General features: G+C 68.0%; 6 protein-coding genes. All 6 read left to right on the top strand.

From position 1 onward, the window contains the following. Nucleotides 1-369 precede the first annotated feature (369 nt). Complete coding sequence (locus VFW45_08645; GenBank protein HEU5180848.1) at nt 370-1,041, top strand: hypothetical protein; 672 nt, start codon at nt 370-372, stop codon at nt 1,039-1,041. Nucleotide 1,042: 1 nt separating this feature from the next. Further along, on the top strand, nt 1,043-1,975 hold the full coding sequence (gene folD, locus VFW45_08640; GenBank protein HEU5180847.1) for a bifunctional methylenetetrahydrofolate dehydrogenase/methenyltetrahydrofolate cyclohydrolase FolD: 933 nt from the start codon (nt 1,043-1,045) through the stop codon (nt 1,973-1,975). After that, nucleotides 1,972-2,613 (top strand): dephospho-CoA kinase, encoded by a 642-nt coding sequence (gene coaE / locus VFW45_08635; GenBank protein HEU5180846.1) that lies wholly within the window; start codon nt 1,972-1,974, stop codon nt 2,611-2,613. Before folD ends, coaE begins: the two co-directional genes overlap by 4 nt. Further along, nucleotides 2,610-4,010 (top strand): TldD/PmbA family protein, encoded by a 1,401-nt coding sequence (locus VFW45_08630; protein ID HEU5180845.1) that lies wholly within the window; start codon nt 2,610-2,612, stop codon nt 4,008-4,010. The genes coaE and VFW45_08630 overlap by 4 nt, the downstream gene beginning before the upstream one ends. 9 nt (nt 4,011-4,019) lie before the next feature. After that, a complete protein-coding gene (locus VFW45_08625) occupies nt 4,020-5,369 on the top strand; it encodes a TldD/PmbA family protein (GenBank protein HEU5180844.1) in 1,350 nt (449 codons plus the stop codon). A 136-nt stretch (nt 5,370-5,505) separates the two neighbouring features. Continuing rightward, nucleotides 5,506-7,980: DEAD/DEAH box helicase (locus VFW45_08620; protein HEU5180843.1), on the top strand; the 2,475-nt coding region annotated here is incomplete at its 3' end.

Below are 7,980 nucleotides of genomic sequence, written 5' to 3'. Positions count from 1 at the left end.
CAAGGGCTGGAACGAGTCCGACGGTCCCCTCGCCGATGACATCAAAGTCGAGACCATGGTCGCCACCAAGAACAACCAGCGGGTGGTCTTGCATCGTGTCGTGAAAACCAATCCCGACGGCAGCGAAGAAGTCTTCATCATCAAGGCGACGCCCCAGATGCTGAAGACGGATCACTGATCGGCGCCGCTTCGAAGATTCCGCGCTTCAAGCTTCCACTCTTCCGCCGGCTGTTTGTGTGACCCTCCGCCACAGACGGCATCGCCTCGACGCGTCCGCTTCGCGCGCAACGAAGCTCCTTTCGCACTCCGCGCATTCTTGACAGTTCCTCCGATCCGTCCTATGGTGCAGCGTTCTCGCGAGGATTTGCGATGCGAACCGCAGGACGGGACTTCCGGCCCCCCTCTCTCCTTCCCTTTCGCGCCTTTCTCCTCGGGCTTCTTCTCGTCGGAACGTCGGCATTCGCCGTGGTGGCCGCTGCCACTTCCGCTCCCGTGCTCAGGATCGTGAGCGGACCGAAGTGCGTCGAAGGCGAGAAACCCACGGACGAGGCGTTCACCTACGCTCAAGGCGTGGCCTTTACCGCGCGTCCCTTGACCAACGACGAATGGGAAAAGCGGCTCGACGCGCGGGCCCCGGGCCACGGCGGGCTGTTTCGCGCTCTCGACGGATCTCCCGCCCCCTTCCAGGCTTTCCTGGTGAAGGTGGAGAACAAGAGCCAGGCCCTGGTGCGGTTCCAGCCGGGGAACATCCTGCTCATCGGGGGCAAGAATGAAGAGGATCACATCCTCGATTACACCGACCTGTACCGCTACCTCCAGGGGATTGGCAAGGCCGGCGAGGATCTCGATCCACTGCGCGACGAGTTCTTCGATTCCGGGTTGATCCTGGAGAGCGGGAAGCCGGTCGAGCGGCTTCTCTTGTTCCACGCCATGCCCCCGAACAAGAAACGCAAGGCGATGGCGCTCCTCTTCTCGTCGTTCCAGGTCGGCGCGGAGACCCATCGCGCCGGGCTCGCCTGGCATTTCGAGAAGGTGAATTAGCATGGCCGCGCGCCTCCTGGACGGCGAGGCGGTGGCGCGGGCGATCCGCCAGGAGGTCGCTTCCGACATCGCGCGGCTGCTGGCGCACGGCCGGCCCCGCCCGAAGCTGGCGGTCGTCCTCGCCGGCGCCGATCCCGCCTCCGAGATCTACGTGCGCAACAAGATCAAGGCTTGCGGCGAGGTGGGCATCGAATCGGAGCTGGTCCGCTTCGAAGGGGAGCGTGACGCTGGGCGCACCCTCGAAGCCGTTCAGCGCCTGAACCGCCGTGACGACGTCGACGGAATTCTGGTGCAGCTGCCGCTGCCGGCGGATGCCGACAAGACGGGGATCCTGCACGCTCTCGATCCTGCGAAGGACGTCGACGGGCTGCACCCGGAGAATGTCGGCAGGATGGTGGAAGGGTCCGACTCGCTGCGTCCCTGCACTCCCAGCGGCATCATGGAGCTGCTGCGCCGCTGCGAGATTCCCATCGAAGGGGCGCGCGCCGTGGTCCTGGGGCGCAGCGACATCGTCGGCAAGCCGATGGCAATTCTGCTCCTGCACGCCAGCGCCACCGTGACGATCTGCCACTCCCGCACCCGCGACCTGGCGGAAACCACGCGCGATGCCGATATCCTGGTGGCGGCGCTGGGGAAGCCGGGGTTCGTGACCGAGGAATACCTGCGACCCGGGGTCGTGGTCGTCGACGTGGGAATCCATCGCATCACCGACGTGCGCCAGGCTGAGGAATTGTTCGGCCCCTCCTCGAAACAGGCGGAGGCGGTCCGCCGCGGAGGCTCCGCCCTGGTCGGCGACGTCCACCCCCGCCGGGCAGGGCCCGTGGCCGGGGCGCTCTCCCCCGTACCCGGGGGTGTCGGTCCCCTCACCATCGCCTGCCTGCTGCAGAACACCGTGAAGGCGGCGCGCCGGCGCGGCGGTACGGAGGCACGGTGAACACCGGCACCGGAGCCCAAGGCGCCGGGCTTCGAGTGGGGCTGACGGGCGGGATCGCCACGGGGAAATCGGTGGTGGCCGAGGTCTTCCGCGAGGCCGGCGCCTTCGTGCAGGACGCCGACTCCGTGGGACACGAGCTGATGGAGCCCGGGACGCCCGCGCACGCCGAGATCGTCCAGGCGTTCGGCGAGGAGGTGGTCGCCCCAGACGGACGGATCGACCGCAAGCGACTCGGGGCGAGAATCTTCGCGGACGCCGGAGAGCGCTCGAAGCTCAACACGATCCTGCATCCCCGTATCCTGGCGGAGGCAGGCCGCCGGGCGGGGCGCTACCTGCTCGAGCACCCCGGCGGCATCGCGGTGACCCAGGCGGCGCTGCTGCTGGAGGCGGGCGCGGCGCAGTATTTCGATCGGATCGTCCTGACCGAATGCGACGCCCGCACGCAAAGAGCGCGCCTCGTGGCGCGCGACGGAATCCCGGAGACGGAGGCGGATAGGAGGATCGCCGCCCAGGGCGCGGCATCGGAAAAGAAGACGTTCGCGCACCTCGTCATCGACACCTCCGGGACGATCGAGCAGACTCGCAAGCGCGCGCAGCAGGCCTTCGAGACGCTGCGCCGGGATAAGGAGAGAGCATGAAGTGGATGGATGAGGCCTCGGCCGGGGCGATCCTGAAGGCGCTCCTGTCGCGCGGTGGAGATTTCGCCGAGATCTACGGTCAGACCAACCAGTACACGCGCATCGCGCTCGACGACGGGAAGCTGGAGGAAATCGTTTCCGGAGAGGACGCCGGGATCTCCCTGCGCCTGGTGTCGGAGGATCGCACCTTCTTCTACTCCGGCAACGACCTCGCGCCCGAGACCCTGCTGCGGGAAGCCCGCCGTCTCGCCGAGGCGGTCGAGGGCTCCACGCCGGGCAGGATGGCGGTTCTGAAAAAGCATGACATCCCGGTCGTCTCGCCCGTATCGGTCCTGCCGGAAAGCGTGCCGATGGGACGCAAGGTGGAGCTGGTGCGCCGCGCCGAGAAGGCTGCGCGTTCCGCAGGAGAGACGATCTCGCAGTTCTCCGCCAGCTACGGCGATTCGGTCCTCGACATCGGCGTCGCCAACTCGGAAGGGGCCTTCAGCCGGGAGACCCGCGTCTACACCACCCTGTTCGGCTCGGCCATCGCGCGCCGCGGGGACCAGATCCGGACCGGATACCACTCCCTGGCCGAGACCCGGGGATTCGAGCTGTTCGACCAGCATCCGCCGGAAGAGGTCGGCCGCGAGGCGGCGCGCATCGCCATGGTGCAGCTCGACGCAAAGCCGGCGCCTGCGGGGACCTTCACCGTGGTCCTCTCCTCGAAAGCCGGCGGCACCATGGTCCACGAGGCCTGCGGCCACGGCCTGGAGGGGGATTTCGCCGAGAAGTCGCTGTCGATTTACGCCGGCAAGCTCGGCCAGCAGGTCGCCTCGAGCCTGATCACGGTGGTGGACGACGGCACCCTGCCCAACAAGCGCGGATCCACCGGCATGGACGACGAAGGGATGCCCAGCTCACGCGTGCTGCTCATCGAGAACGGCATCCTGAAGTCCTACCTGCACAGCCGCCGGACCGCGACGAAGCTGGGCCACGCTCCCACCGGGAACGGGCGCCGCGAAAGCTATCGCCATCTCCCCATCCCGCGCATGCGCAACACCATCATCCTGCCGGGAGCGAGCGACCCGGCCGAGATCCTGGCGGGAGTCGCCGAGGGGATTTTCGTGTGCCAGATGGGAGGCGGCGAGGTGGACATCGCCAGCGGGAATTTCATCTTCAACGTCGGCGAGGCCTACATGATCCGTGGCGGGAAGATCGCCGAGCCGATTCGCGACGCCACTCTCATCGGGAACGGCCCGGAGGTGCTGAGCAGCATCGACGCCGTCGGCTCGGATCTGGGCTTCGGCGTGGGGACCTGCGGCAAGGATGGCCAGCGGGTCCCGGTGGCGGACGCGCAGCCGACCCTGCGCATTCCACGGATCGTCGTCGGCGGCACCGTCGCCGCGGCCGAGTGAGGGGGCGGCATGCGCAATAACGGCGAGCACGACAAGGTCCTGGATCTCGCCCTGGAGATCCTGCGCGACGCGTCCGTGGAGGGCGAGGTCTATTTCCAGAGCACGCAGGAATCCTCCGCCAGCGTCGTCGACCAGCGCATCGAGAGCGTCGAGGCGAAGCAGGAGAGGGGCGCGGGACTGCGGGTCTTCCGGGAGGGGCGCGTCGGTTTCTCCTTCACGCCGGACACCAGCCCCGACGGTCTGCGCAAGGCGGTGCAGCGCGCCGTCGCCATCCTCCCCCACGTCGATCCCGAGTCCGACCTGCAGGTCCCGGTCCCGCAGAGCGTCCCCTTCGACGTTCCCAACGAGGATCCGGGCCTTCCGGAGATCGGGATGGATCAGAAGGTGGACATGGCCCGCCGCATCGAGAGCTGCGCGCTGCGCTTCTCGACCAAGGTCAAGCGGGTGAGGGAGAGCCGCTATGCCGACGTCTGGGGAGGCTGCTGGATCGCCAACACCGGCGGGCTGCGCAGCGGGTTGACGATGAGCCGCGCGATCGGCTCGATCGAGCTGGTGGCCATCGACAAGGAAGAAAACCAGACGGGCTATTCCTCCGGGTTCGCCCTCGGCATCCAGGAACTGGAGCCCGACGCCATCGGCATCGAGGCGGCCTCGCGGGCGATCAACAAGCTGGGCGCCGAGCCGATCTCCACGCGGCGCACCGAGGTGGTCCTCGACCCGGAGGTCGTGTCCGGAATCTTCGGAACGCTGGCCTCGGCCTTCTACGCCGACAACATCCTGAAGAACAAGTCGCTGTTCCAGGGTCAGCAGGGCCGGCAGGTGGCCCGGTCCATCGTTTCGCTCATCGACGACGGCCGGGTGCCGGGAGCCATGAACACCGGCCCCTTCGACGGCGAGGGGACGCCGACCCAGAGGACCCTGCTCATCGACCAGGGCTTTCTGGCCGGATACCTGCACAACGATTTCACCGCGCGGCGCATGGAGGCGACACGGACCGGCAATGCGCAGCGCGGTGGCTATCTTTCCTCGCCCCACATCGGGACCAATACCCTCGTCCTGAAGCCCACGGGGGTGAGCCGCAAGGCGCTCCTGGGGACGGTGGCGCAGGGCGTCTACGTCTCGGAAGTGATGGGCCTGCACACCATCGACCCGATCAGCGGCGATTTCTCTCTCGGGGCCGTCGGCTGGGAGATGGAGAACGGCGCCATGGCGCGCCCCGTCCAGAAAATGGGGATCTCGGGGAACATCCGCGACCTGCTCGACTCCGTCGCCGCCGTAGCCGACGACCTGCGCTTCTTCGCCTCAGGCGGCTCCGGATCCACCGTGCTGCTGGAAGCCACGAGCATCAGCGGCGGCTAGCGTCGCGGTCCCCCTCTCAGGTCCTCCTCGGGTTGTCAAGCGCCCGCCTCCCGGTCGAGATAAACCTGCTGCCTCCAATGCGGCTGCGTCTCGCCGCGGGCCGTATAATGAGAGCTCCCGCTTGCAAGGAGCAGCGATGCTGCACGAGTTCCATCCGGCCCTTGGGGCCTGGTTTTCGGAGCGTTTCGGCGCCCCGTCCCCACCGCAGATCGAGGGGTGGCCGCGCATCCGCGCCGGGGGCCACGTCCTCATCGCCGCTCCGACCGGCACCGGCAAGACCCTGGCGGCTTTCCTCTGGGCGATCGATTCGCTCATTCGTCAGGGAGACGATCTTCCCGACGCGACCCAGGTCCTCTACGTCTCGCCTCTCAAGGCGCTGGGGAACGACATCCAGCTGAACCTCCAGGGACCTCTGAGCTCCCTGCGGGAAAAGGACCCCTCGCTACCCGAGATCCGGGTCCTGGTCCGCTCGGGGGACACTCCTGCGGCGCAGCGGACTGCGATGACGAAGCGGCCGCCGCACATCCTGGTCACCACGCCCGAATCGCTCTACATTCTGCTGACCAGCGAAGGGGGGCGCGCCATGCTGCGCACGGTGCGCACCGTCATCGTGGACGAGATCCATGCGCTGTGCGGCGACAAGCGCGGCTCGCACCTGGCGCTGTCGCTGGAGCGGCTCGAGGCGCTGGCCGAGGCTCCGCCCCAGCGGATCGGCCTGTCCGCCACCCAGAAGCCGCTCGAGGAAGTCGGTCGTCTCCTGGCGGGGGTGGGTCGTGAATGCGCCCTGGTCGACGTCGGGCACCGCCGCGAGATCGACCTGGCGGTCGAGATCCCGGAATCACCCCTCGCCACCGTCTGCTCGCACGAGGTCTGGGACGAGATTTACCGGCGCATGTCCACGCTCATCCAGGAGCATCGCACCACGCTGGTCTTCGTGAACACGCGCAAGCTTGCGGAGCGCGTGGCGGCGCGCCTGACCGAGCGGTTGGGCAAGGAGAAGGTCACCAGCCATCACGGCAGCCTGTCGCGCGAGCGGCGGCTCGACGCCGAGCGCCGTCTGAAGGAGGGATCTCTCAGGGCGCTGGTGGCCACCGCTTCGCTGGAGCTGGGAATCGACATCGGAGACGTGGACCTGGTGATCCAGGTGGGCGTCACGCCCTCCATCGCCACCCTGCTGCAGCGCGTCGGTCGCTCCGGCCACGCCCTGGCGCGGCGGCCCAAGGGAAGGATCTTCCCTCTCACGCGCGATGAGCTGGTGTGCGCCGCGGCATTGCTGCACTCGATCCGGCACGGAGAGCTCGATCGGACGCCGCAGCCGCGCCGTCCGCTCGACATCCTGGCGCAGCAGGTCGTCGCCGCATGCGTGGCTCAGAGCTGGGAGGAGGACGACCTGTATGCCGCAATGGCGCGGGCCTGGCCCTATCGCGATCTATCGCGGGAGGACTTCGACGCGGTCGTCCGCCTGCACTCCAGGGGTCGACTGGCATTGCTGCACAGGGACGGTGTGGGCCGGCGCCTGATGGCGACCCGGCGTGCGCGGCTGACGGCCCTGATGAGCGGCGGCGCCATTCCCGACACGGCCGACTACCAGGTCCGCCTGGAGCCCGAGGGGACTCTGATCGGCTCGGTCAACGAGGACTTCGCCATCGAGTCGACCGTCGGCGACATCTTCCAGCTCGGAAACACCTCCTGGAAGGTGCTGAAGGTCGAGCCGGGCCTCATGCGGGTGGCGGACGCCCAGGGTGCGCCACCGAGCCTTCCCTTCTGGCTGGGCGAGGCGCCGGCGCGCACCGTCGAGCTCTCCTCGGCCGTCGCTCTGGTGCGCACGCGCGGGGAGGATTCCCGATGGCTGAAGGAGGAGGCGGGCCTGAGCGAGGGCGCGTCGGAGCAGATCTCGGAGTATGTGACCGAAGGAGCGAAAGCCCTCGGCGCCGTCCCGACGCGTGACCGGGTGATCCTGGAGCGCTTCTTCGACGAATCGGGGGGGATGCAGCTGGTCATCCACTCCCCCTTTGGAGGCCGCATCAATCGCGCCTGGGGACTGGCTCTGCGCAAGCGCTTCTGCCGCGGCTTCGGCTTCGAGCTGCAGGCGGCAGCCAACGAGGAGGCGATCGTCATCTCCCTCGGACCGCATCACAGCTTCCCGCTCAAGGAGGTGTTCGACTATCTCCATCCCGACAGTGCAAAGGACCTTCTGACCCAGGCGCTGTTTCCTTCACCTCTGTTCCTGACCCGCTGGCGCTGGAACCTGACGCGCTCGCTGTCGCTGCCGCGCTCCAAAGACGGCCGCCGGGTGCCGGCTCCCTTGCTGCGGATGCGCGCCGACGACGCGCTGGTGCAGGCCTTCCCGCAGGTGTTGGCGTGCCCCGAGACGCTGCCTCCCGGGGAACTGCCGATCCCCTGGGATCATCCGATCGTGCGGCAGACGATCGAGGACTGCCTGGAAGAGGCGATGGATGCCGACGGGATGGTGGGGCTGCTGCGCCGCTTGCGCAGCGGCGAAATCGAGAAGGTCGCCATCGACACTCCCGAGCCTTCCCCCTTCGCCCTCGGGGTTCTGAATGCCGCGCCCTACGCCTTCCTGGACGACGCCCCCCTGGAGGAGCGCCGG

This window comes from Candidatus Polarisedimenticolia bacterium (assembly GCA_035764505.1).
In the GTDB taxonomy this organism is placed as follows: domain Bacteria; phylum Acidobacteriota; class Polarisedimenticolia; order Gp22-AA2; family AA152; genus AA152.
Note: the sequence above shows the minus strand (reverse complement) of the source record. Positions and strands in the feature narration are given on the sequence as shown.